Genomic DNA, 23,030 nt, shown 5'->3' on the forward strand with positions numbered 1-23,030 from the left:
TTTTTTATGTAAACGGTATCAAATTTGGGTGGGAAAATGGACAATCTATATCTCCTACCGATGATCACTTTCAGAAAGGGCATTTAAGATTACAAAGTCATCGGTCAACGGCTGAACATCTTGATGATGCTCTTGATAACAATCTAGAGCCTTACAGACGAATGAAATTGCTTCTAAGTTAAGGTTGTGCTTGATCATTTTGATTTTTAATTGGGCTTTCTTTATTGAAAAGCAGCAACGGAAGATCCTTTTATTTACTTGAATTTTAAAAAATAATGGAGGGAAAGAAATGCAACAGAAAATGGGAGCCAAACAAGAAACGATTGTCTGTCAAGTGTGTGATAAAGTGATTGAGACAATAGATAGCTGTGAAGGTGTTAAAACATTGTACGGAGTCTGCAAGGACTGCTCGCAATAAACATTTGAACGCAAATTTGTGTGTTAAAAGAACTTCTGATAAAAGGAGCTAGCCGCTGGACATAAAGAAAAACAGCGGCATTCCCGATGAAATTGGAGTTATTAAATGAGCAGTACATAAAGCTTCATAGAGTTTGTTGATTTCAATCTTCACTTTGTCATCCTGGATGACGAGGAGGAAAGCAAGGTTGATCTGTGCTTCTAGCAAGAGAAACAAGCTTCTTTTTTGTAAAATAACTATAGACAAAGTATTAATAGTAAAATATACTGAGCAAAAAGAAAAACTTGTATGACAAGTGTACCAATTTGGTTTATTCTGTCAATGTGGTCGTGGCTTGGATTGCGCCATTATATGCCTGCAAGGAGCCTTTTTGACCTGCCCATTTGACAGCGGTTTCATCTTTAATAATTGCAACTTGTCATGAACGAAGGCATCTAGGGGGGAGAAGAGTGAAAATAGTCCGAAATATTATGGTGTTTGCAACGGTGGCCTTAACGGTAGGTATTTTATATGTGCTGGTTACTACTGGTGAAGCTGCCTCAGATGATGTGGTGACAATCCGCTTTGGCCATGGCTCCGCAGAAACAAATGAAAGGCATACGGCTGTTTTACATTTCAAGGAGCTTGTCGAGGAAAGATCGGGTGGGAAGATGGAAGTTCTTGTCTATCCGAATGAACAGCTTGGCTCGGAAGCCGAAATGATTGAGAGTGTCACATTCAATGATTTGCAAATGGTCGCTGCATCCGCATTCAGCCAATATGACCCGAGAATCGGCATTTTTGAACTACCATACCTTTTTGATTCGAACGAAGAAGCATGGAATACGCTGGATGGCCCAATTGGACAGAAAGTGGCCGAGCCTTTTCTGGAGGACAACTTGAGAATACTAGCATATTTTGAAAACGGTTTCCGCCATGTTACTTCAAATGTTCCCATCGAAAGCCCGGATGATTTGAAAGGCATAAAAATTAGGACACCTGAAATCCCTGTGTTCATTCAGACATTCAAGGCCTTTGGGGCCAGCCCGACACCGATGGCTTTTGGAGAGTTGTACATGGCCCTTCAGCAAGGAACAGTGGACGCACAGGAAAATCCTATTGCCAATACATATGCAAGCAAATTCCAAGAAGTCCAGGATTATTTAAATATGACGGCGCACCAGTATATGCCGCTTCCTGTTGCCATCTCTGAAGAATTTTGGCAATCGCTAACCCTGGAGCAGCAGGAAGTGATTGAATCCAGTGCAAAAGAAACAGCGCAATTCCACAGGGATTTAATAACGGAAAATGAGAACAAGATGATTGAGGACTTGAAAGATGCTGGCATGACCGTCATTGAGCCGGACAAGGAAGCGTTTAGGGCAAAGTCAGAAAGCGTTTATGAAATTTATAGAGGGAAATTCGGGGATGAATTAATAGATACCATCCTGGAAGCCGTACAGTAGTAGCATTTGCATAAAGAAAAAAGGTTTTGAGGTGGGAACAAAATGAAGATAGTAAAATGGCTAGACAAAAGCTTTGAAGAACTCGCTTTAATCATATTGAGCATTTTTACGGTTGTTGTCATATTCCTACAAGTGTTTATGCGATACGTCGTCGGCGATTCCCTTTCATGGTCTGAGGAGATTGCCCGATATGCGTTTATCTGGATGATCTACCTTGGTGTAAGCTACGGGGTCAAAAAGAATAAACATCTTGGGGTGGATGCGTTTTTGCTGTTATTTGAAAAGAAGGGGCAATTAATTATTGGCATTATTGCCAATCTCTGCTTTCTTGTTTTCGCCGTTGTCATCACCTATTATGGCATCGACATCCTTTCTAGGGTTACAAGGGAATCAGCAGCTATGCAGATTTCACTAAAATGGGTGTACGCGGCACCGGTAGTAGGGATGCTGTTGACCTCTGTACGACTTATCCAAAATATCGTCCTGGAGGCCGTAGAGTTAAAAAAAATGAAAGAAGTCCTTAAGGAACGGAACGTCTTAAAGGAGGAAACCGTATGACATCATTTGTTTTATTCGCGAGCTTCTTTTTATTCATGATCTTGTCGGTACCAATTGGAATCGCATTAGGGCTTGCAGGTCTGGTTACAGCGGTTTATTCACCCAATATCTCGATTGCGTTCCTGGCCCAAGGATTGATTACATCGACCGACAATTTTGCTTTATTGGCGATTCCCTTCTTCATCCTTGCAGGTGAAATCATGGGAAAGGGAGGAATTTCGACCAGGCTGTTTGACCTTGCGAACGTATTTGTTGGCCGGTTTACCGGTGGATTTGCTATGGCAGCCGTGATGACATGCATGTTCTTTGCCGCGATATCCGGTTCTGGACCGGCAACCGTTGCAGCAGTTGGGGGAATCATGATACCGGCCATGGTTGCCCAGGGCTATGATAGAAAGTTTGCCACGGCTGTCATCGTCACAGCAGGTTCACTGGGAATCATCATCCCGCCAAGCATCCCGATGGTGCTTTTCGGAATCTCAGGCAACCAGTCGATTGGCGACTTGTTCCTGGGTGGTATCCTTCCGGGGATCTTTATTGGCCTCTGCCTGATGACTTGGTGCTATTATTACTCTAAAAAGAAAGGCTACTCAGGCACCAGTGAGAAAATCACGGTGAAGAGGGTACTATCTTCTATTAACAAGGCAAAATGGTCGCTCCTCGTCCCGGTCATCATCCTGGGCGGTATTTACGGAGGAATTTTCACTCCTACAGAAGCAGCGGTCATTGGAGTGGTGTATGCGGCATTTGTCAGTCTAGTTCTACACCGGGAAGTCAAGCTGAAGGACTTTCCGAAAATTATTGCGGATGCAGCCGTTAGCTCTGTCGCGATTCTGATTATCATTGGGACAGCCAACACATTTGGGACGATTCTAACAATGGAAAGAATTCCACAGGCACTGGCCGATTCATTCCTATCGATTTCAGAAAATCCATTGGTCATCGTCTTGCTCATCATTGTGTTATTGCTCATTATCGGTTGCTTTATCGATACATCCGCAGCCGTCATTATCTTTACACCAATTCTTTTCCCAGTTGCAATCGGAGTTGGGTTGGACCCGATTCATTTCGGAATTATCATGATTGCCACACTGGCGATCGGATTCATTACCCCTCCGCTTGGAGTTAACCTGTTTGTCGGGTCTGGAATATCCGGCGTGGGCATTCCGGCACTGGTACGAGCAACAGTACCGTTCTTCTTTGTCATGCTGGTGAGCTTGGCCATCATAGTGATTCTTCCACAGCTCACTCTTATGCTTTTATAAGGTTCTTTTCTCAAAGATTGTATCTTATTAAAGCGCATATAGAGCTTACAAACTAAGTAGTAACTTAGTGAAAAGACTTATTTCGGGTTAAAAGCGGGTTTAGGATTTTAACAAAAAAGTTTACGAAAACAGCCTTTTATAAAGATGATTGTGAACGAAGTATCCCATTGGGTAACGCTTCGTTCTTTTAATGAGCGTCGGGGCTATGAAACTTGTCCGGTATCTGGGTTAATCAGTAATCCGAAGGAGAACCAGTTATTTTCGTTGCTCTGTACATTAGATATCCGATATAATAGAAACGTTTATAAAGAGCGTTTTCATAGAGTAATACAACATATTGAAAGAAGTGGTTCCTATTAAATTCAATCCTGTTTCAAGTAATAAGTTATACATCCAAATATACAACCAGATTCTTTCAGAGATACAATCTGGTTCATTCAAAATTGGGGATAAGCTCCCAGCAGAAAGAGAACTATGCGAACAATTTGGTGTTAGTCGCGCACCAATCAGACAGGCTCTTAGTGCGCTGGAGTTGAATGGTTTTATTTATTCTCGGCAAGGGGAAGGGGTTTATGTTAAAAATGACCAACCAACCGCGCACTCCACATTTGTACTTGAAGCCATATCTCCAGAAGATATTGTTGAAGCGAGGATGACCTTGGAGCCTCTTATTGCCAAATATGCAGCAAAAAGAGCTACTGCAGAAGACTTGGAAAATCTCCGTTCGACAATTAAAAAAATGGAGGAAGAAACCAACCAGGGCATCTATGTACCAGAGACGGACGAACAGTTGCATAATGGAATTGCGAAAGCTTCCCATAATGATTTATATGTAAATTTTATGGCAGCAATTAGTAATGCCATGAAGCAACAAAAGATGTGGAAGTTTATTCTTGATCGTACAGTAACCCGGGCGGATTATAGGGAAGTTAATTTTAACGAGCATAAAGAACTAATAGAAGCAATCGAGCAGCATGACGAAGCAGAAGCAGAAAGGCTAATGACAGACCATATGCAAAATTTATATGATCGTTATTGGAAATGATTAGGGAACATGATTAGGTGAGGAGCTAAATTTCTTCGGGTTCTTCTAATAGAGGTATTTGAAAGTACCTTAAGGATTGGTATTTTAAACAAATTTATCTTTCAAATTTTTTTCGCGAGAGCACCTATCTATGACTCTAACTTGGGTAGGTGCTCTTTTTATGTGTAAGAAGATGGGGTTAAATGGGATGTTTTACAAAGATACGTTCAATAACGATACGAATGTTAAATATTCAAGGAAATGTTTAGAAATTGGTGTGTGCTACAGTAAAATTACTATTTGGAGCCATGCTGAATGGAAAGATGTTGGATTGGTATTATTTTGAATAAGGATCGTTTGGGGGAAAACAGATGAAACAAAATATCTATGATAATGAAACCTTTTTTAAAGGGTATAACAATTTGCGTAAAAGTGGGGTAAACTATAATGATTTTGTCGAGCAGCCAGCAATAAAATCTGCCATCACCGATCTCCATCAGATAAACGAAAAAAGAAGACCCTCTTTTTTCGTGATCAAATCAAGAAAATGTTCATGAATCTCTTCCTAACAAAGGGAGTTATTCCATAGAAAATTAACCCCCTTAATGAACGGCTTCAGTTAACGGTGAAGGTTTGATCTATAAAATAATAGAGAGCCTTTTGATAAAGTTAAAGAACAGAGGTGTAAAGAAATGGAGATGAGGAGTTTTATTTTACATAGAGATATTCTCTCGGTTGAAGCTCGTATAAACGGAAGCGATTACAGATTCGGTGTACAATGGAAAGCACCTACAAAGCCGTATGGTGATACTTGGGTATTAAAATCCTATGCGAATGTGTTGACTGGTGAGAAGGATTTATCTCAGGAAAAAATCGCTGAGTTTTTAGACACAATCAATGCGAATTGGAATTGGAATATGGATGATTTTAAAAAATAGATGATTGAACGAACGGTGAGAGATATCCAAGACCGCTTTTTGGTTGAATTCCTTCTTGTACAAACGTGGCGGTTTCGTAAAAGAGAAATTTGAGCGATCGAAATAAGTAAATCAAAAGAAAGCCCCTTACAGTGAATTAGCTGAGCGTAAGGGACTTTTTGTTTTTTGAAACTTTATTTGTTGTTGAAGAAGAATCTCTACTCAAAGACAAGACAACAATCATTACAATGATACAAGTTGTTCCAAACCATTGAAATGTTCCAAAAGGTTCTTTTAACCAAAAGACAGTGGTGAAAACAGCGGCTAAAGGCTCCACACTTCCTAGAAGGCTGGTTTCTTTAGCTACTAGGTGTTGCAAACTTTCAATATAAAACCAAAACGCAATCATTGTACCAAATACGATCACAAATACTAGGTATATGGATGATTCTACTGTTAAGGATTGAAAGTCCATCTGCCAAGGTGGATGAACAAAACTTAGCGCAACACTACCGACAATCATCGCCCAACCAACAACCACAAGGGCATCGTATTGTTTGAGTAAAGGAACAGCGTTTAAAGTATAAAATGCTAAAGAGACTCCCGACAAAACGCCCCAAATGATGGCAGGAAGGGGGATGGATAATTGGTTGATGGACCCGTTTGTTAATAAGAAAAAGCACCCAATTAAAGCCAACGAAACAGTCAAAACGTCTCTTCGTGTTAGTACCGCTTGTTTCCGCATAATCAGGTAAATGATAATCATTGCCGGTGCTAAATATTGTAATAATGTTGCAGCGGCGGCATTACCATGATGAATCGAAGCCATATAAGTGTATTGAACCCCAAGCATTCCGAGTAACCCGAATATAATTAATGGAAAGGCTACCCTTCTCGTTTTCCAAACACTCATGATTTGAGAACGATCTTTGAAAAAGAATTGAACAGTTAAAAGTAGAATGCCAGAGATAAGCAATCTTGTTGTAACAAGCCAATCGACATCAATTGCAAAATCTTGAAAAAGCTTTTGTGAAACCGTGCCACCAATTCCCCAAAATAAAGCTCCTGTAATCACAAGCAGGATTCCTTTTTGTCTATTCAAAATTTATCCCCCCTTAAATGCAAAATAGTATTACAATACTTCATATAGTAACGAAATGACCTTTTAAATAATACAAAAATTGAATAAAAAAATAGTACGATATTGAGGTGGAGGTGATTAGATGCAAATTAAAGATTTTACGATAGATCAAAATTTAAAAGAATTAACGGAACACCGTACAGTCGTGTTACCAATGGCATGTTACGAAACAACAATTAATCAAAATATCCATGGACATATCCCACTCCACTGGCATGAAGAATTACAGTTTGTTCTGGTACGAAGAGGGGAAGCGGTTTTTCAAATAAATGAAAGGAAAGTGACGGTTCGTGAAGGGGAGGGCCTATATATTAATAGCAGCTGCCTCCATATGGCACAAGAGAAGAATGGTTCAGGCTGTGTCTATATTTGTTTAAATGTTTCTCCCAGTTTCGTTTTATCCCAAGACCTCTTTACAACGTTTGTACTTCCTTATGTTCAAGCAACTAATCTTTCATATTTACACTTAGTTCCAAAAGAGCTTTGGGCAAATAATATTTTGGACTCTATTGTGAAAATCAATCAGTTGTTAAAGGGAAAACCACCTTACTATGAAATCGATATTAGCTTACAGCTAGCATTGATATGGAAGAACCTAATTATTAATGGTGTCCCATTGGAGTACGAACAGAATGAAATCGTTAAGAATCAACGAATGAGGCAAATGTTAGAATGGATCCACACACATTATGCTGAAAAAATTCTGTTAGATGATCTTGCACAGGCTGGCGGTTTAAGTCGTTCGGAATGCTGTCGATATTTCAAACGAATTTTAAAGAAAACTCCTTTGAATTACGTGACAGATTACCGAATTCAAAAAAGCCTACTTTTGCTACAGCAAACAGAATCCAATGTAACTGATGTTGCCTATAAAGTAGGATTTAATAGTACAAGCTATTTTATTGAAAAATTCCGAAAGTCAATGAACATGACCCCGTTAGCATACAAAAAAGCCAAATGTGACAGATCTTTGTGAGCGGTGAGATTGATTAAAAAGCGTTCCCTTGTCCTAGCATGATGAACCGCCTTTTTTGTTGAAGTCTTTATTGAAGTCTCTTTTCTCAAACTTTGTTCTTTTTAGAGATAAAATGAAAAAAATCAACTGTGTTTTCACTGGAAAGTAACTTAAATCAGGAGAAAAGAGCCAGCAAACTTAGTATGAACGAACAAAAGGGCTTATTCTGCGTTAAAATCGGCTTTAGGATTTTTACAACAATTTTTACGAAAAGAGCCTTATTGAACAAACGATCTAAATTAATGCAACAACCAGATAATATTTTTGAATATTATAAAAGTTTGTTATGCTTAAAAAGACTGAATTGAAACGAGGATTTTAAAAAGATGAGAATTCAACAATAGTAAATAGGAATAAATCAGAAAGAATCAAATTTTGTTCAAGCAAATTCCTATTTGTTATACAAAGCATTAGATGAAAATAGACAGGTTTCAGGGGGAACAGCTATGAACAAAAATTTGCTAAGTAAGATTACAGAGATTCAAAAGAAAATTGATTTTTCAGGTTCAGTATTGGTTGAAGACAAAGAGAAGGTGTTAGTAGAAAAATCCTTTGGTTACAGGAATCGTTCGGATCAATTAAAAAATAACCCTGCGACTCGCTTTGGAATAGCATCTGGATGCAAGCTTTTTACGGCCATTGCAGTTTGTCAACTCGTTGAAAAAGGGAAAATTTCTTTTGATTCAACATTGAGCGATTGTCTTGATATGGAATTTAAACACTTTGATGATAAACTGACTGTGCATCATTTACTAACACATACTTCAGGAATCCCGGATTATTTCGACGAGGATGTAATGGAGGACTTTGAGGAACTTTGGGTGACCACTACCATGTATCATTTAAGAAAGTTAAAAGATTTCTTACCATTGTTTCAACATGAACATATGAAAAATCAAGTTGGGGAATCCTTCCATTACAACAATGCTGGTTACATTTTATTAGGATTAATTGTTGAACAAGCAAGTGGAATTGAATTTTCTGACTACGTTCAAGCACATATCTTCAAAAAAGCGAATATGAAGGACTCTGGTTATTTTTCATTTGATTCGCTGCCTTCAAACACGGCAATAGGCTATATCGATCAACCTGATGGAACTTGGAAAACAAACATCTATTCTTTGCCTGTAAAAGGTGGTTCAGATGGCGGTGCATTCGTAACTGCTTCAGATATGGCTAAGCTGTGGAAAGCACTTATGAATCATCAACTTTTAAATGAAAATTATACAAATAAACTTTTATCAACTCATACACATGTGAATGAGAGTGGCTTTTATGGTTATGGGATTTGGATCAAGAAAAACACAGAAAACAAGATTCTTAAATATCATGTAATGGGATATGATCCAGGAGTTAGCTTTCATTCTGCTCATTATCCTGACATATCCATGAATGTTATTGTTTGTTCGAATAAGTGTGATGGAGCGTTTGAGATCATGAAAGGGATTGAAGAAGAACTGACAAAAACATTGAAGTAGAGAAGATTTAGAATTAAGTAGTTCGGTTGTGAAGTAGAAAACAAAAAATAACGAGTCTTTTAACAAGCGAATTCGCATAGAAATCCGCTAGTTACTTTTTTATTGATATGACAATGGTTACTATAATTTAACATTGAAAATAGCAACAGTCTTATCATAGGTTTTAACAAAAGGAAAACAATTATATTTTCCTAAGTCAAATTCGTGTAAAAAACTAGGTCAAAACCTATGCTAAATGTATAACTAATTTTAGGTATATCAGTGGTAAATAATCTTTGTGGTATATAAAGATTGTGCAATGGTGTGCTTGAACTAACGGGTCTATTTAAAGGAGGAAAGTCTTAAAAAATGGGGGGGAAGGAAGTGAGAAATAAGCGTTTTAAAATAACCCTTATGATAATTTCAACTATTATTCTTTGTTATCATATTTTTAAATTATTTTATCTTTGGTCAGAGATTCCATATCAAATTGCAATACATTTTAGTAGCGAAACGCCAGATAATTGGGGTCCCAAATATATCCTGTTTATCATACCTATTGTAAGTATTTTAAGTTGGTTACTTATTGGTTTATTAGTCAAAAATCCAGAAAGATTAAACTATGTTAATCTAACTGAGGCAAATAAGGAAATTCAATTTCTAAGAGCTGAAAGAGTGATGTTACTGATTCAAAACCTTAGTTTTATATCCTTTATACTAGCTAACGAAGCCTTGCTGAAAAATGCTGTTGGAATGGAGTCTAGTCTGCCTTTCTCAATCGCAATCGTACTTTTGGTTATTTGTTTTATTGCTCCTGTTTACCTATTAATTTGGGCATCAACATTAAAATACTAGAATTATGACTATTATTGAAATAGGCTATTTTCGTAAAAATTGTTGTTAAAATCCTAAATCCGATTTTAACGCAGGATAAGCCATTTTGTGCGTTTATAATAAGTTTACTGGCTCTTTTCTCCTGATTTAAAGTTGATGTCCAGTGAAAACAAAGCTAATTTTTTTCTTTTTATATCTAAAAGCAACAAAGTTTGAGAAAAGAGCCTTGAAATAAAAACTAAACGGGGGCGTTCGTTTAAGAAAAGGTCATTAGATTATAAAAAACGCAGAGGATAAAATGTTAAAACCACTGCGTTTTCTTATTCCGTTGCCTAAATTTATTCGTTTTACCCAGTTCATTCTCTTGTAAATTTGGTTTTCTACCTCTGAACCGAACTACTTAGATTTAGAAGAACCCATCCTTTTTGGGTTCTTTTTTTATGCAGGTAACCTAATAGATTGTGAATTACTCAAGACAAACAAGATCGCTTCCTTTCTATGATAAAACGACCCTGTCCTCCCAAAGACCTAAATGTCTCAATTTTTTTACTCTCCTGTAAAAATTAGGATCGTAATATAAATTTTCCATGTATTTTTATAGGAAATAAATCCCGGGTGTATTTACTTTTCCTCTTCTATTTCTCCTACTTTATTCTTTTCATTTATTGATGTCATTAGGTTCTATTCACTTTTGGTAAAATTTACAAACTTCAATCTAGTAATAACATTTTATTAACATAGGGAAGGTATGCTTGAACTGTTATACATAATCAAATATCGAGGAGGAATTCGATTGAAGAAAGTTTTGAAACCCGTATTGTTAGTGATAGCAGGTTTACTAGTTATCCTAAGCGGCTTGTTCCCGGGAACTTCATCTGCGTTGGCTGCAGAAAACAAAGACCAAAGGACGGTGGTAGATCTAAAAGCGATGACTTTTAATCTGCGATACAAAAATAACAATGACCCTTCACCACATACTTGGGATGAAAGGGTTCCTACTATTAAAAAGCTGATTAACATGGAGAATCCTGATATCATCGGAACACAAGAAGTGTTATATACACAACTACAAGATTTAGAAAATACTTTGCCTAAATATGATTGGATTGGTTTAGGTCGTGAAGGTGGGAATCGAGGAGAATACTCTGCGATCTTTTATAAAGAAAAAGATTACACTGTACTAGAGTATGATCATTTTTGGTTATCCGATACACCAGAGGTTATTGGTTCAAAAACATGGGGAAACAATATTCCAAGAATGGTTACTTGGGCTAAGTTTCTTGATAAAAAAAGCAACCAACAGTTCTATTTCGTCAATACACACTTTGATCATCAATCCGACAATGCAAGAGAAAAAAGTGCAGAATTAATTGTTGAAGTAACAAATGAATTTGATCCTGAGATACCGGTTATTTTAACAGGCGACTTCAATGCTGCTCCAGATAGTCTTCCGCACCAAATTTTAACAAGTGATGGAGCATTTGATGATTTATGGGAAACAGCTGAGATAAGAATCAATGAAGACCTAGGAACATTTAATGGTTTTGATGATCCTACTGGTGAAGGTCCTGACAGACGGATTGACTGGATTCTCGGAAAAGGAAACCTTACAACGAATGAAATTGAAATTGTTAATTATCAGAAGAATGGACAATTTCCAAGTGATCATTTCCCAGTGATGGCTGACATCACCTTAACTTACAACAAATAAGAGAGACAAATATGCCAAGACCATTGATAGAGTTCAATGGTCTTGGCTTTTTAACCTTATTTGTTTGGCTTAGAAATAAAGTTCAATCATTGGATGATTTATAAGAAGGTTAAAAATCATGTTTACTATGCAGTGGTTTATCTTGTTCAGCAATCGTGCGCAATTCATTAATTGGCGCTTACATTGTTCTATTTTATAATGGAAAAGGTTGATGTCATTATGTGAGGCCACATTGGGGGAGATAGAGGTTGATAGTAGTAAGTTCTTGTTTAGCAGGATTAGAGGTTAGATATAACGGCACACATTGTTTGAATCAAAAAATCATGAGACTGATAGAAGCGAAAGAGGCCATTGCTGTATGCCCTGAATTACTTGGGGGTTTTTCAACTCCTAGAGAACCTGCTGAAATAATCGGTGGGAATGGCGAAGATGTATTAGATGGAAAAGCAAAAGTAATCGAAAAATCAGGTAGAGACGTTACGGAACTCTATATTAAGGGCGCTTATCTTACTTTAAAAAAGGCAATTGAAGTAAACGCAACAGTAGTTGTACTGAAAGAGTATAGCCCATCTTGTGGAAGTTCAATGATATATAATGGTGAATTTATAGGAGAGAAAAAAGCTGGGAATGGAGTGACAGCAGCTTTATTAAAAAGAAACGGTATACAAGTAATGTCGGAAAAGCAATTTTCTGATCACTTTGAAGAGATATTATAATTTACCTTCAATGAAAGGGCGCAATTCTTTCGTTTGTAAAAGGAGGGGCTATCCCATTGAAAAAAAGTGATTTGAATAGGAAAAAGGCACCCGAGTAGATTGAATCAGGATGCCTTTTTGTCTACCTTTCACAACACCTTTAAAGTTACAATAAGAAATGAGTCTGACCTCAATTATGATTATTCTTCAACAAAGTCTTTAATAAACGGTTTATATTCCACAACAGAAGATAATTTTATTAACGTAGACGGTTCTCCGAAAGGTAGAGTAGCATCAATAAATTCCTCAAGTATTTTCACTGATTCGGTTACAACTTTAACTAAATAACTATATTGGCCTGCTAATCGATGGCATTCGACTACGACCGGATGTTCTTTACAAAAGTCTCTGAATTTCTTTCCTTGTTTCGTATCGAATAAAATAAAGGCTGTTACATTTTTATTGAGCTTTTCAGGATCAATGATGGCCCGATACCCTTTTATGACTTCTTTATCCTCAAGTTTTTTTACTCTTTCGTTTGTTGCCGGAGTGGAAAGGCCAATTCTCTTTCCTAATTCCGTCATAGATATTCGAGCGTTGTCTTGAAGATGAATAAGAATGCTCTGATCAATTTCGTCCAAGGGTGCCCCCTCCTTCACATTAAAAAATTAAGTTTATCTTCATATTAAAAGTTTAATAGAAAGGAATTTTATTAAAAAACCTTAAAAATACTATGTATTTAGAATAATATACCATATAAAATAAGAGTCAATTAAGGAATAGAATTTTTGATCGAATGGGGAGAGGATTACAAATGGAAACTGTTCAAGCTAGCATTGAAGATCTAGATGGGGTATCAAACTTATTTAATCTGTATCGTATGTTTTACCAGCAGGTATCAGATTTAGAAAGAGCCAAGACTTACATAAAAGATCGTTTAGAAAACAAGGATTCAATTATATTCGTTGTGAAAAATCAACAAAAAATTGTAGGATTTACTCAACTTTATCCCACGTTTTCATCCATATCGATGAAAAGGGCATGGATCTTGAATGATTTGTATGTAGATGCAGAAGCAAGAAAACAAGGAATCGGCGAAATGCTTTTACATAAAGCAAAAGATTTCGCTATTGAAACAGGTGCTAAAAGTATTACGTTGGAAACCGCACCAGATAATGACGTTGCTCAAAGATTATATGAAAAAAATGGATACAAAAGAGACTCTCAATTTTATCATTATGAATTAGCTTTAGCAGAATAAGCTAAAGAGCCAATCGGGCGCCTTTCTTTGCTAAGAAGGCGTTTTTTTTTGTTGTCTGAACACATTTCAGCGATTAATAGGATTAGGGGGGAGTGCGGCTTAAACGAGTTTCTCGACAAATGTAAACAAAAGTTGAGATTAAATTTATCTTTCATTAGTAAGATCATATTCGAAAGAGATTAAAGGAGGTTTATATTTTTGAGAAAATGGTTATTTCCAATTACAGATTGGGTTTCAACAAAACGAGGGATGTGGATGACGATTATCGCTTGGCTAGTCCTGATGGTCGGATTAAGTGCGGGACCAAGGCTTGGTGATTATAAAGTAACGAACTTTCAATCGCTTCCAGATGAAGCACAATCTTTATTGGCTGAGAAAAAGACTGAAGAGATTTTTCCAAATGAGCAAGGAACACCAGGAATTCTTGTATTCCATAATGAAAATGGCAACATCAGTACCGATGAGGTCACACAAATCCTAAATGGAATAATCGAAGAAGATATTAAAGGAATTGAGACGATCCTTGATATAAGCGCACTTCCACCTCAAGCGTTAACAAGCTTTATTTCTGAGGATGGCTCAACGATGATTGTTCCGATGGAATTGGAGCAGGGGCTTGGCAATAACCAATATGCCGAAATCAATGATAAGGCTTCTGCGATCGGCAATAAGATCGCAGCTGAATTTGAAAATATGGCCTTTTATATCACTGGCCCGGCTGGAATTGCTGGGGATACACTTAAGCTATTTGAACAAGCGGATTTTGTGTTATTACTAGCAACGATCGTGATCATTTTAGTATTGCTGATTGCGATTTACCGCTCACCGTTACTTGCATTCATTCCTCTACTTGCAACCGTTATTGTTTATCAGGTTGTGAATCAAAGTGTTGCCTTACTAGGGGCTGGTGGGTTAGAAATCAATAACTCAACAACCTCGATTATGAGTATTTTGCTTTTTGCTGCCGTGATTGATTATTCACTCTTTGTTTTCTCCCGTTATCGTGAGGAGCTTAACAAGGTTGAGAGCAAATATGAAGCAATGAAACTTGCCATGCGTGCAACTGGGGAACCGGTATTTTTTGCTGGAGGCACAGTATTAGCGGCGATGCTAGTCTTATTCTTCGCGAATTTCCGTGATTATCAAAACTTTGCACCAATTTTCGGTCTTGCCATGTTCTTCATCATGTTCGCATCGATCACATTGGTGCCTGCTTTATTTACGCTATTTGGTCGCAGAGCCTTTTGGCCGAAAGTTCCAAAGTACGGCCAAGAAAATGAAGTAAAACACGGAATTTGGGGACCTATTGCCAAGTTTGTGGTGAACAAGCCTGGTATATCCGGAGGAATTGTTGGGATTTTCCTTGTCATTACGGCTTTAAATGTGTTTAATCTTGATTTTGAATTTGATACGGTCAAAAAGTTTCCTAAGGATTTACCTTCTCGAGTTGGGTATGAAATAGTAGAAACAAGATATGACAAAGGGGAACTAGCACCTACAACATTGTTAATACAAAGTGATAAAGCTTTAGGAGAAGAAGACGTAAGTGCTATTACCGGAAAACTACAAGAATATGATGAAATTGCATCTGTACGATTGACTGCACAATCTGAAGACTCTAAGGCGATCAAGCTTAGTGTTGTGTTAGCAATGAATCCATATTCTACGGAAGCGATGGATAGGATTCAAGATTTACGTGAAGATTCACCAAATCTATTAAAGGACGCTTCTATATCTGGCGAAGCATACTTCAGCGGAGTGACTGCAAAACTTGTAGATGAACGAGATGTGAATACAAAGGATATTTTTACGATTGTAGCACTTGAAACTTTATTAATCTTAATTCTCTTATTCGCCCTTACTCGTTCCTTTAAAATGCCTATTTATATGATGGCGACGATTTTACTCTCCTATGTATCTGCTTTAGGACTTGGCATCTTTCTAGTTGATCTCTTGTTTGGTTATGAAGCATTAAGTACTCGTGTACCTGTCTATGCGTTCATCTTCTTAGTCGCATTAGGGATCGATTATAATATCATCCTTGCCTCTAGATTCATAGAAGAGCGGAAGACGCACCGAGTGAAAGAGGCTCTTGAAATTGCCATCCGGAATACCGGTGGTGTCATATCATCGGCGGGGATCATTCTCGCGTCAACTTTTGCAGCGTTGACGACGATGCCAATTGCTGACCTTTTCGTATTTGGTTTTATGGTTGCAATTGGAATCTTAATTGATACTTTCCTCGTTCGGGGAATGCTTCTACCAGCTTTGATATTACGATTTGAAAAAGACAAGCAAGTCTCCCATAATGAACAGTAAAAAAGGATACAAAGGATTTCCTTTCCTTTGTATTCTCCCTTTTAGGAGGTTCCGCTCATGAAGATTCTTGTTGTAGATGATGATGTCTATATTCAACAGCTTGTATCGATCCACTTAAGCCGAGAAGGCTATCAAGTATATAAAGCGAATCATGCGAAAGAAGCCTTGGATCTGTTGGAAGAAAAAACAGTTGATTTAGCCATTGTCGATGTCATGATGCCAGGAATGGACGGGTTTGAATTGACAAAGATCTTATCAACAGACTATGATCTCCCCGTTATCTTGCTGACAGCCAAAGGGCAGATTGATGATAAAGAACAAGGCTTCTTAGCTGGTTCAGAGGACTATATCGTGAAGCCATTTGAGGTAAAGGAACTTCTATTTCGTGTTGCCGTAGTGTTACGGCGTGTTGAACGTGCGATGGAAACGGTCATAAAAGTAGGAAATCTCACGATCGATCGGAAAAACTTTGAATTAATGATCAATCAAGAAACCGTCCTTCCACCCTTAAAGGAATTTGAATTATTAAGTTTATTAGCTTCACGCGCAAATAAGATTACACCTAGAGCCTTTTTAGTTGAACAAGTCTGGGGAGTTGATTATGAAGGCGGAGAACAAACGCTTAATACGCATATAAACCGAATCAGAGATCGTTTAAAAAAATACGATGCATCGGTGGAAATTCAAACGGTTCGAGGGATTGGCTATAAGCTTGGGGTAACAAAATGAAAACTTTATATCAAAAGTTCATTGTTGCAACTCTAGCGATTTTAATCATAAGTGTCACGATTGGGATGATCTTAGCCAATTTTATTTACATGTCTTCGACCAAACAGAAGATGGATCAACAAAATGTCGAGATCGCCCAAACCATTACGTTAAACCTTGAGAGTATGCATTCGGATCAATCTTCCTTAGAACCTTTCTTAGAATCGATTGGAAATCTTGGGTATCAAATCTATGTGGTAAACGAATCCAGGGAAGTGGCTTATTTTGGCAAGCATTTTACAAAGACAAAACTTCCTAAAGAAGCCAAGAAGGTAGTCTTGGAAAAAGAAATCTACCATGGGATGAGCAACTTTTCGAATAAGTTTTTAATGATGGGACATTTCTCAAATGATGTCAAAAATACGGTAGGTGTGCCATTTACCATGAATGGGGAGCAATATGGTTTATTCTTACGTCCCAATAATAAACTGCTCTTTTCTGATATTCATATGATTTTAGCATGGTTTTTTGTAGCGGTTACCGTTGTTAGCATGAGTGGGGTCATCTTGTTTGCTAAGCATCTTATCCAACCGATTACAAAGTTAACAGAAGCGACCAAAGAGATTACACGTGAGAATTTTCTTTATCCGTTAAAGATTGATCGGAATGATGAGCTTGGACAATTAGCAGAAAGCTTTAACAACATGCAGAGGCAGTTACAACATAATGATGAAGCTCGCAAGTCCTTTATCAATAATGTGTCACATGACTTTCAATCTCCACTAATGAATATTCGGGGATATGCGGAGCTTCTACTGTCACAAAATGTAAATGGACATGAATTAAAAGAGTACCTACAGATTATTGATCATGAATCAAAGCGACTTTCCAATCTAACCAAGCAGCTATTGTTATTAACCTCACTGGATCAGAACACGTATCCGATGATGATATCAGAGGTCCAATTGGATGAACAGATAAAACAAACCATCCGCAGGTATCAATGGCGATTACAGGAAAAGGAAATAGAAGTTTCTTATAAACTGTCACCAATTCGGATGAAGGTGGATGGCGAACTGATCAGCAATGTCTGGGACAACTTGATCACGAATGCGATAAAGTATAATGCTCATGGAGGGAATATTTGGATAAGCTTATCTGAAAGTGAAACCTTCATTACGATTATTGTGAAAGATTCCGGAATCGGGATGTCTAAGAAAGACGTGACCCAAATTTTCGACCGTTTTTACCGGGTAGATTCATCTAGAAAAAGTGACGGGACCGGGCTAGGCTTATCGATCGTTAAACAAGTTATTGACCTGCATGGAGGAGAAATCAAGGTTGATAGTGAGGTTGGCGTGGGAACAACCTTTACCATCATCCTTCCAAATAAAGAGAGAAAATTGGAGGAATAAATAAATGGAACAAACATGGAGTATAAGGCTCATTCGTTTTTCAGCGATATTCGGAATAATCGGTACGTTTATTGGTTCTCAAATGTCAGGAAATATGGATTATTCCTTGAGACCCATTCATGCTCATATTCTATTAGTAGGATGGTTATCGGTATTTGCTTGGGGAATTTTTTATAAGGTATTTAAAATTAAATACAAAAAACTTGTAGCGATTCACAGTATCCTTGGTATGCTAGGTGCTGCGGGTTTAACCATTGGAATGTGGATGTATAATTTAAATCCATTTGATCTTAATGAAACCTTTGTCATGGTGTTCTTTATTGTAGGTGGAAGCTTACTTTTACTGGCTTTCTTCTTATTCGTGCTGATCACCTTTTTTGTTGAGAAACAGGAAAACAAATAACCTACCGATAGCTAAGGTAAAATGATGATAAGGATTGAATTCTGTTTTAAGGCATGTCATGCTTAGAGAAAAGCAATCTTTATATAATGAATGCTTTAATGACAGACCAAAGGAGATGGTTTTGAATGGGAAAAGCTCTACCATTCTTAATGTTCCAAGATGGAAAAGCAGAAGAAGCGATGAATTATTACATTTCCATCATTGACGATTCAGAAATAATCAGTATTGCTCGCTATGGAGCGAATGAAGCTGGAGACGAAGGAAGTGTCATGCAGGCGTCTTTTTCCATAAAAGGGCAAGAGTTTATGTGCATTGACAGCAATGTGAAACATCAGTTTACCTTTACACCTTCATTTTCCATTTTTGTTACTTGTGATTCAGAAGAAGAAATCGACACCCTCTATCAGAAACTGATTGACGGTGGACAAGCACTTATGCCAATTGGGGATTATGGTTTTAGTCAGAAATTTGGTTGGCTAAATGATCGGTTTGGAGTATCGTGGCAACTAAATCTTCCGTTGTGAAAGTCTTGACTTTAAACAAATAGGACATTGGAAGCAGGTATTACCGATGAGGGTAATACCTGCTTTTATTTTATGGCTCTTTTCTCAAAGATTGTTGCTTTTTAAAGGAAATAAAGAATAATCTATCTATGATTCCATTCCAAAGAGTGGTTCTTATCTTTTGTTTAACAAACGAGCCCTATTAGGGAGTAAATTTATACAGAATAACGAGATTATTAATTTAAAATAGTTTCTATTTTTACGAGTTCAAAATAAAAAATTAAAAACACAACTTTTATTTCGATAAAACGTCTAAGTATTGAACATGTAGAACAGGAGGGGGTGAGTTTGTTGTCACAGTATAGAAAAGAAGAAATTGCCGATTGGTATGATCAACACAGTAAATCAATTTTAAGCTTTATATTACTAATGGTTAAGGACTATCAACAAGCTGAAGATTTAACCCACGATACATTTGTGAAAGCCTATTTATATTATGATTCTTTTAAAAATCACTCAAGTGAAAAAACATGGTTATTTAGTATTGCTCATAATTTAACGGTGGATTTTTTAAGAAAGCGTAAGCCTAAACTATTCTTGAAAGAATTTTTTCTTTCACAAAAAGACACTAATTTATTGCCTGAAGACATGATTAAATTAAAAGAGGACTCATATGAACTTTATCAAGCGTTAGGGGAGATCAAAGATACATATAGGAAAGTGATCGTTTTAAGAAAGATCAAGGGTTTTTCGATAGAGGATACCGCAAAAATCTTGAATTGGTCTGAAAGTAAGGTTAAATCAACGCTTTACAGGGCGATGCCCGTTCTAAAAAAACAATTAATAAAGGAGGGATTTTTTAATGAAGAAGCGCTACGAAGATACTGAGTTGGATCATCCCTTAAAAGAATTAAATTCCGATTTCATGTGGAAAACATCAAAAAAACAAGAACTAAAAACCCGAATTTTAATAGATATTGAGAAAATGGAGTCTGAGGAGAAGAATAAGGACGCTACGAATACCAAAAAGGGATACACCTTTAACTACAAAAATATTCATTCCAAGCGATTATCAATCGCCGTAGTAGTTTGCTTGGTTATTGGTTCGACGTTATTTTTCACACCCGCATTAGCAGTGATTCAAGAGGTTTATGATAAGATTTTTACGAGTGAACATATAGATGATACAGGTGTTCGGACGGCAGTTAACCAGGGCTATGGCCAAGCTCTTGATCAAACATATTATGATAAGAAACATGACATTACTGTGCATTTTGAAATGGTCGTGATGGATGATAAGGAGACCAAACTGTTAATAACTTATCAAAGTGAACAGACAAATGTACAGAACTATTATCTTGATCTTTTTGAAGGCGATACTTCAATCTACTTGGTTGTGGAAGATGAACGAAAAAAATTAAAGAATGTCGGCTGGGGAAGTAGGTATTACGATCAGAAGAAAAACAAAGTGGCTGAGGCTATATCTTTTGAATCCATCAAAGAATATGAAGGACAGAACATTACTTTAGAAATCGAAAACTTGACCGTATATGATGACAACGGAAGTAGCACCGTTCCTACGATTTGGACACTTAGTTTCACACTCGATCAATCGGCCATATCTAAAAGAGAAACAGTCGAACTAAACAAAGATTTCTCTTTTAGAGGAGAAACATACAAGATTAAAAAGGTAGAGTTTTCGGCGTTAGAAACAAGAGTCATTGTCACGGGATCCGACACGAAAATTCAAACAGATGAAAGTGGAATGGAATACAGGATCATGAGTAAATTAGAACAACAACTTCTTAATGCTAGGAAAATAGATGAAAAATACGGGTATACCGTTGACGATAAAAAATCTGGGGTATTTTTGAAATCAGCAGGCGAAAAAGTGGCCCCAATCTTTAGTAAGGGGGAAGTCGAGGGAGAAAAGGACGAATATATCATGATATTTGGTCCGGTTAAAGATCGCCAAGACAGCATTCTTGAAGTTGGAGATGTTCTTAAAATCCCCTTAACGAAGGATGGAAAAATAGAAAAACTAGCGGAGGATAGTGAAAAAGCATATATTGACGAAGTGTTAGCTGAAAATGGAATTACAGCAGAACCACTAACGGATAATGAAAAGAAAGAAATGGATGTATATCTTGAGAAATTCCCAAAAGATTTTCCAATTAATCGAACGGTAATAGGAAAAGTAAAAAATCATGAAAACACAAAGGTAATCGAAGTGACCATACAAAGATCTGGGGTTCTTAGTGAAATACAGGCTTTAAATCCAGAAGAAGCGGAGAAAGCTAGAAAAGAAAACGGTTTGTCGTTCATTCCGATATTTTTAAATCATGATTAAGCGGGACAGGGGGACAGGTACAATGTCCCGGTTAGCACCGGGACGATGTACCTGTCCCTTTGTCCCATTTATTTCGCTAATCCTAAAATTAACTCTTTATAAATTTCGAAGAATGCAAAGTAGTATTCTTTGTAGACATATTCATCTTTTTTGTGGGCCATTTTTGTTTCGCCTGGACCAAACATCATGAATGGGAAGTTTTCATCTTTCCCGCGTAATAGGTTTGATGCGTCGGTCACTCCTGGCGAACCTTTAACAGCAATGTCTAAATCTAAATGTTTTTTACCAAGTTCTTTCGCAAGATCCACCATTTCAGACTGTCCTGTAGTGAAAACACTTGGTAATGACATCGTCACCTCAACCTGAATATGAGAGCCTTCTTGATTGTATTTATCCGCAGTAGTGTTAAATAAGTCAATTACTTCATCATTATCAAATTCTGGAATCGTCCGCACGTTTATTTCAGCTACTGCTTTTTCCGGAACGGAGTTGACTTGGTTTCCGGCATTAAAGATTGTGGTACTCATCACCAGTTTATCGAGAACTTCATTTTTACGTTCATCGCCATTCAGCTTTTCGTCCACTTCTAAGAGATATTTCATCAATGGATTAATTGCGTTATACCCTTGGTCGGGCATCGAACTGTGTGCAGCTTCACCAATCGACGTAATACGGAAATTAAGGGATCCTTTGTGAGCGTAAATGATCGTGTCATGAGAAGGTTCCGCAACCCATAAATAATCGACATCATCCATGTAGCCTTCATCGTATAATTTCTTCGAACCTGCGCCACCGACTTCTTCACCGGTCGTAGCCATAAAGCGGACCGTCCCATTTTTCAGTTCATTATTTTCTTTGAGTTCAATCATGACTAAAGCAAGGTTGACTAAACCGGCTTTCATATCATTTGTGCCACGCCCGTATAATTTCCCGTCTCTTTCCGTTAATGTGAATGGATTGGAAGTCCACTCGCTTTCATCACCAGGAGAAACGACATCCATATGACCAGAAACGCCAATGACCGGGCTCCCGCTGCCAATTTCAGCTACTAAGTTCACACGTGTGTCTGTCACTGGAACAATTTTAGATTCAATGCCGTATTCAGCAAATAACTCTTTCAAGTAATTGGCCACTTCAATTTCGTTTTCATTAACCGATTTTATCGCAATCAGGTCCGATAAAATCTTTATCTTTTCTTCTTCTGTAAATTGTTTCATCTGAAATGCCTCCAAATTTAAACTGTCTATTAACTGTATTTTACCCAAAAGTGCATGAATAAGTTAGCATTAAAGTTTAAGAGTAATAACATGGAGCAATTGACTAAATGGATGGATATTCACCGTTGACGAAAGAAAATTTGATTGAATCAATATAAGACATTGGTTCCAGAATCTATAGATTACATCACCTTCCGGAAATTTAGAGTTTCATCTAAACAGTCTAGATGAAGAAAATCAACCTTCATTTATTCGAAATCCAACATGCTTCCTATAGTTTTTACTTTTTTTAATTTATTAAGGAAAATCTGTTGACAGTAAAAATAATATTATGGTATTATTAAAAATTTGATAAAAAATAGTATGTGTGTTAA

Annotated in this window: 22 protein-coding genes and 1 pseudogene; 20 read left to right on the plus strand and 3 right to left on the minus strand. The window is 37.2% G+C overall.

Annotated elements, in window-relative coordinates; all coding sequences use genetic code 11:
- The first annotated feature begins 289 nt into the window (after nucleotides 1-289).
- The 7 genes and pseudogenes from M3182_RS03870 to M3182_RS03900 all read left to right on the plus strand — a co-directional run bounded on the left by M3182_RS03870 (nucleotide 290) and on the right by M3182_RS03900 (nucleotide 5,648).
- Complete coding sequence (locus M3182_RS03870; RefSeq protein WP_251556626.1) at nucleotides 290-418, plus strand: GapA-binding peptide SR1P; 129 nt, start codon at nucleotides 290-292, stop codon at nucleotides 416-418.
- 449 nt (nucleotides 419-867) lie between these two features.
- Nucleotides 868-1,863 carry a TRAP transporter substrate-binding protein gene (locus M3182_RS03875; RefSeq protein ID WP_251556627.1) on the plus strand — a complete coding sequence of 332 codons (996 nt, stop codon included), beginning with the start codon at nucleotides 868-870 and terminating at the stop codon, nucleotides 1,861-1,863.
- 42 nt (nucleotides 1,864-1,905) lie between these two features.
- Nucleotides 1,906-2,421, plus strand: coding sequence for a TRAP transporter small permease (locus M3182_RS03880; protein ID WP_251556629.1), 516 nt, complete (start codon nucleotides 1,906-1,908; stop codon nucleotides 2,419-2,421).
- Nucleotides 2,418-3,686: a TRAP transporter large permease gene (locus M3182_RS03885; RefSeq protein WP_251556632.1), complete on the plus strand. Its 1,269-nt coding sequence runs from the start codon at nucleotides 2,418-2,420 to the stop codon at nucleotides 3,684-3,686. Before M3182_RS03880 ends, M3182_RS03885 begins: the two co-directional genes overlap by 4 nt.
- Before the next feature lie 346 nt (nucleotides 3,687-4,032).
- Complete coding sequence (locus M3182_RS03890; protein ID WP_251557097.1) at nucleotides 4,033-4,731, plus strand: FadR/GntR family transcriptional regulator; 699 nt, start codon at nucleotides 4,033-4,035, stop codon at nucleotides 4,729-4,731.
- A 350-nt stretch (nucleotides 4,732-5,081) separates the two neighbouring features.
- A pseudogene (locus M3182_RS03895) lies at nucleotides 5,082-5,195 on the plus strand (SAM-dependent methyltransferase); the annotation flags it as partial.
- A gap of 207 nt (nucleotides 5,196-5,402) precedes the next feature.
- Complete coding sequence (locus M3182_RS03900) at nucleotides 5,403-5,648, plus strand: hypothetical protein (RefSeq protein ID WP_251437303.1); 246 nt, start codon at nucleotides 5,403-5,405, stop codon at nucleotides 5,646-5,648.
- Nucleotides 5,649-5,784: 136 nt separating this feature from the next.
- Here the strand turns inward: M3182_RS03900 and M3182_RS03905 are convergent, their stop codons facing one another.
- Entirely contained in the window at nucleotides 5,785-6,729 is a 945-nt protein-coding gene (locus M3182_RS03905) for an EamA family transporter (RefSeq protein ID WP_251556634.1), read from the minus strand.
- A 121-nt stretch (nucleotides 6,730-6,850) separates the two neighbouring features.
- Here M3182_RS03905 and M3182_RS03910 point away from each other — a divergent pair, with 121 nt between their 5' ends.
- From M3182_RS03910 to M3182_RS03930, 5 genes are all read left to right on the plus strand, one after another.
- Nucleotides 6,851-7,744 (plus strand): AraC family transcriptional regulator, encoded by an 894-nt coding sequence (locus tag M3182_RS03910; RefSeq protein ID WP_251556636.1) that lies wholly within the window; start codon nucleotides 6,851-6,853, stop codon nucleotides 7,742-7,744.
- A gap of 485 nt (nucleotides 7,745-8,229) precedes the next feature.
- Nucleotides 8,230-9,261: a serine hydrolase domain-containing protein gene (locus tag M3182_RS03915; protein ID WP_251556638.1), complete on the plus strand. Its 1,032-nt coding sequence runs from the start codon at nucleotides 8,230-8,232 to the stop codon at nucleotides 9,259-9,261.
- Between the two features lie 363 nt (nucleotides 9,262-9,624).
- Entirely contained in the window at nucleotides 9,625-10,095 is a 471-nt protein-coding gene (locus M3182_RS03920) for a DUF1648 domain-containing protein (protein ID WP_251556640.1), read from the plus strand.
- Nucleotides 10,096-10,867: 772 nt separating this feature from the next.
- A complete protein-coding gene (locus tag M3182_RS03925) occupies nucleotides 10,868-11,785 on the plus strand; it encodes an endonuclease/exonuclease/phosphatase family protein (RefSeq protein WP_251556642.1) in 918 nt (305 codons plus the stop codon).
- Nucleotides 11,786-12,033: 248 nt separating this feature from the next.
- Nucleotides 12,034-12,501: a 2-thiouracil desulfurase family protein gene (locus M3182_RS03930; protein ID WP_251437315.1), complete on the plus strand. Its 468-nt coding sequence runs from the start codon at nucleotides 12,034-12,036 to the stop codon at nucleotides 12,499-12,501.
- Between the two features lie 179 nt (nucleotides 12,502-12,680).
- Here M3182_RS03930 and M3182_RS03935 read toward each other — a convergent pair whose 3' ends face one another.
- Nucleotides 12,681-13,121 carry an Lrp/AsnC family transcriptional regulator gene (locus M3182_RS03935; protein ID WP_251556644.1) on the minus strand — a complete coding sequence of 147 codons (441 nt, stop codon included), beginning with the start codon at nucleotides 13,119-13,121 and terminating at the stop codon, nucleotides 12,681-12,683.
- Nucleotides 13,122-13,294: 173 nt separating this feature from the next.
- Here M3182_RS03935 and M3182_RS03940 point away from each other — a divergent pair, with 173 nt between their 5' ends.
- From M3182_RS03940 to M3182_RS03975, 8 genes are all read left to right on the plus strand, one after another.
- Nucleotides 13,295-13,741 carry a GNAT family N-acetyltransferase gene (locus M3182_RS03940; protein WP_251556646.1) on the plus strand — a complete coding sequence of 149 codons (447 nt, stop codon included), beginning with the start codon at nucleotides 13,295-13,297 and terminating at the stop codon, nucleotides 13,739-13,741.
- Nucleotides 13,742-13,939: 198 nt separating this feature from the next.
- On the plus strand, nucleotides 13,940-16,060 hold the full coding sequence (locus M3182_RS03945) for an MMPL family transporter (protein ID WP_251556654.1): 2,121 nt from the start codon (nucleotides 13,940-13,942) through the stop codon (nucleotides 16,058-16,060).
- Between the two features lie 57 nt (nucleotides 16,061-16,117).
- Nucleotides 16,118-16,789 (plus strand): response regulator transcription factor, encoded by a 672-nt coding sequence (locus M3182_RS03950; protein ID WP_251556656.1) that lies wholly within the window; start codon nucleotides 16,118-16,120, stop codon nucleotides 16,787-16,789.
- Entirely contained in the window at nucleotides 16,786-18,183 is a 1,398-nt protein-coding gene (locus tag M3182_RS03955; protein WP_251556658.1) for a sensor histidine kinase, read from the plus strand. The genes M3182_RS03950 and M3182_RS03955 overlap by 4 nt, the downstream gene beginning before the upstream one ends.
- A gap of 4 nt (nucleotides 18,184-18,187) precedes the next feature.
- A complete protein-coding gene (locus M3182_RS03960) occupies nucleotides 18,188-18,586 on the plus strand; it encodes a hypothetical protein (protein WP_251556660.1) in 399 nt (132 codons plus the stop codon).
- A gap of 125 nt (nucleotides 18,587-18,711) precedes the next feature.
- Complete coding sequence (locus M3182_RS03965) at nucleotides 18,712-19,110, plus strand: VOC family protein (protein ID WP_251556662.1); 399 nt, start codon at nucleotides 18,712-18,714, stop codon at nucleotides 19,108-19,110.
- 330 nt (nucleotides 19,111-19,440) lie between these two features.
- Complete coding sequence (locus tag M3182_RS03970; protein WP_251556664.1) at nucleotides 19,441-19,977, plus strand: RNA polymerase sigma factor; 537 nt, start codon at nucleotides 19,441-19,443, stop codon at nucleotides 19,975-19,977.
- Entirely contained in the window at nucleotides 19,952-21,439 is a 1,488-nt protein-coding gene (locus tag M3182_RS03975) for a DUF4179 domain-containing protein (RefSeq protein WP_251556667.1), read from the plus strand. Before M3182_RS03970 ends, M3182_RS03975 begins: the two co-directional genes overlap by 26 nt.
- A 68-nt stretch (nucleotides 21,440-21,507) precedes the next feature.
- On the opposite strand, the gene M3182_RS03980 is transcribed toward M3182_RS03975, so the two are convergent.
- Nucleotides 21,508-22,656, minus strand: coding sequence for an ArgE/DapE family deacylase (locus M3182_RS03980; RefSeq protein ID WP_251556668.1), 1,149 nt, complete (start codon nucleotides 22,654-22,656; stop codon nucleotides 21,508-21,510).
- Nucleotides 22,657-23,030: the final 374 nt, after the last annotated feature.

Origin of the sequence: Mesobacillus maritimus, from assembly GCF_023715205.1 — a bacterium.
GTDB lineage: Bacteria > Bacillota > Bacilli > Bacillales > Cytobacillaceae > Mesobacillus_B > Mesobacillus_B maritimus_C.